Origin of the sequence: Halomonas nitroreducens (assembly GCF_003966155.1) — a bacterium.
Taxonomy (GTDB): domain Bacteria; phylum Pseudomonadota; class Gammaproteobacteria; order Pseudomonadales; family Halomonadaceae; genus Halomonas; species Halomonas nitroreducens.
This window is the reverse complement of sequence record NZ_RXNS01000043.1, coordinates 1-1752: the sequence shown is the minus strand read 5'-3', so window position 1 is coordinate 1752 and position 1752 is coordinate 1. Positions and strand designations below refer to the sequence as shown.

General features: G+C 44.9%; 3 protein-coding genes. All 3 read right to left on the bottom strand.

Going from position 1 to position 1752, the window contains the following annotated elements; all coding sequences use genetic code 11:
- Positions 1–396: 396 nt before the first annotated feature.
- The 3 genes from EKG36_RS20380 to EKG36_RS21140 all read right to left on the bottom strand — a co-directional run bounded on the left by EKG36_RS20380 (position 397) and on the right by EKG36_RS21140 (position 1641).
- Positions 397–891, bottom strand: a complete 495-nt coding sequence (locus EKG36_RS20380) for a hypothetical protein (protein ID WP_126487110.1) — start codon at positions 889–891, stop codon at positions 397–399.
- Entirely contained in the window at positions 888–1463 is a 576-nt protein-coding gene (locus EKG36_RS20375) for a hypothetical protein (RefSeq protein WP_126487109.1), read from the bottom strand. The genes EKG36_RS20380 and EKG36_RS20375 overlap by 4 nt, the downstream gene beginning before the upstream one ends.
- An 82-nt stretch (positions 1464–1545) precedes the next feature.
- Positions 1546–1641 (bottom strand): DUF4113 domain-containing protein, encoded by a 96-nt coding sequence (locus tag EKG36_RS21140; protein WP_425459616.1) that lies wholly within the window; start codon positions 1639–1641, stop codon positions 1546–1548.
- Positions 1642–1752 lie beyond the last annotated feature (111 nt).

The window sequence follows — 1752 nt, the reverse complement described above, 5'->3', positions numbered from 1 at the left end:
CGAAACCTCAGCTTGCCAGAAATCGTGCACCTGAATCCCGAGCGGGTCCCGATGTCACAGGCATCAGGATTTTAAAGAGCCGAAGTCATTTCATGTGCCAACTATGTTGACAGGCTCCGGAAATCGTGCACCTGAATCCCGAGCGGGTCCCGATGTCACAGGCATCAGGATTTTAAAGAGCCGAAGTCATTTCATGTGCCAACTATGTTGACAGGCTCCGGCCGTCCTCCGCGCGGATCTCGACGGCGCCACAGGGACACATCATCACCCAGCGCCCCATGGGGACTGGCATCAGTGTGATCTCTGGCATGGTGAACCCTCCCCGTTGTTGATCAAACTAGGTGCTTGAGAGAGCCGGGGATGTAGGAAATCCGTGGCAATTCATGTCAGGTGGTTTTATTTACTTGTTACTTTTTGGTGTAGCGTTATAACTGTTCGTGCTGGACTTATTTCTTTTATAGTTCCTGATCTGTTGATGTATCTTTGATACATTTCGCTGTGGTGCTTAGTTAAAGGGTTCTCTCTTTGAATGGCAAAGTACTTCATTAAGGTATCGATTTTTCTTTTGTGTTCAAGGTGGAGTCTGGTGAGTGTTTCTTCTTCTGTGCGCAGTTTGGTGAACTCTGATTTATAGTTGTCGAATTCATGGTCGTTTACCTCTATTCCTCCAATTTTAGACTTGGTTAATCCACTTTCATCCGGCCCGCGGATGGCTTCTGTTTTGAATGATGTGTCAAGCCTTGCCTGGACCTTTGCAAGTCTTGCGGCGTTATTTTTAACTGACTCTGTCAGGAGTTTGTTTTGAAGCTTTCTTTCAAAGAGCCACTCTCTCGCAAGGCTCAATGAAAACGGGATCGCCATGCCGGACAGTAGTAGTATGATTTCTTTCATGGGTCTTCTCTTTGTGTTGTTGATGTCAGTTCTCTAATCCTTCTGAGCAAGTTTTTTATCATTAAAGCTATTTTTAAAAAAGGGTTGTTGCTTAAGTCGTGTTTGGCTTCTTGGGTTATTTTATATATTGCATCTTCAGCGAGTTCGTGATGTCCATTCCAGTTTCTGGTTTCAAAATCCATCTCTGCCAACCAATCACCTTCATACCACATTCCATGCTCTTCACTCATATCGAAGTGATGGCTGAGTGCTTTTTCAAGATATTCTTCTATGGATTTTATAGATTTTGCTGAAACAAAGATGCTGTATATATTTCTTCTCTTTCTAATGCTTGTTATGTTTGAGAATATTGTGGATGCCATTTCTTTGTCTTGCCTGTCTATTATAGTGCCACCAACAGGTATGCTGCGAGCTGATAGATTGCTAGAGTATGTTGATATTTCTGAGAAATGCTCAATTATTTCTTGGTAGTATTGGTTTTTTGCTTCCCACATTTGTTCGCTCTTAAATTTCCAAGAGCCCATAATGTAGCCTAGAATTAAAGTTAATAAGCTGGTTATAGTTGCGTTCATGCCCTGATTCCTGCCGCTTGTGGAATATTGCCAAGTGTAGACGTGCGCTGTTACATCGAAAACCCTAGTTTTTATAGGGTCATTAAGCTTTTACGGTTATTAATTCTGGCCACTGCGTAGTCCACCGCGGCGTGCGGTGCGCGCAGCGCAGGTGCCAGGCTGAAGTGACCCCCTCCAGAGCTGCACAGGTTATAGTGCAGCCATCAGGAGGACAGGATGAGCGACGACAACCCGATCAAGCGATGGACCGCCAAGCGCAAGGCTGCCGTGGTCATGGACATCTTCAAGG

Coding starts and splice junctions, on each gene's coding strand:
- EKG36_RS20375 (WP_126487109.1), bottom strand. CDS start 1,463: ATGAACGCAACTATAACCAGCTTATTAACTTTAATTCTAGGCTACATT.
- EKG36_RS20380 (WP_126487110.1), bottom strand. CDS start 891: ATGAAAGAAATCATACTACTACTGTCCGGCATGGCGATCCCGTTTTCA.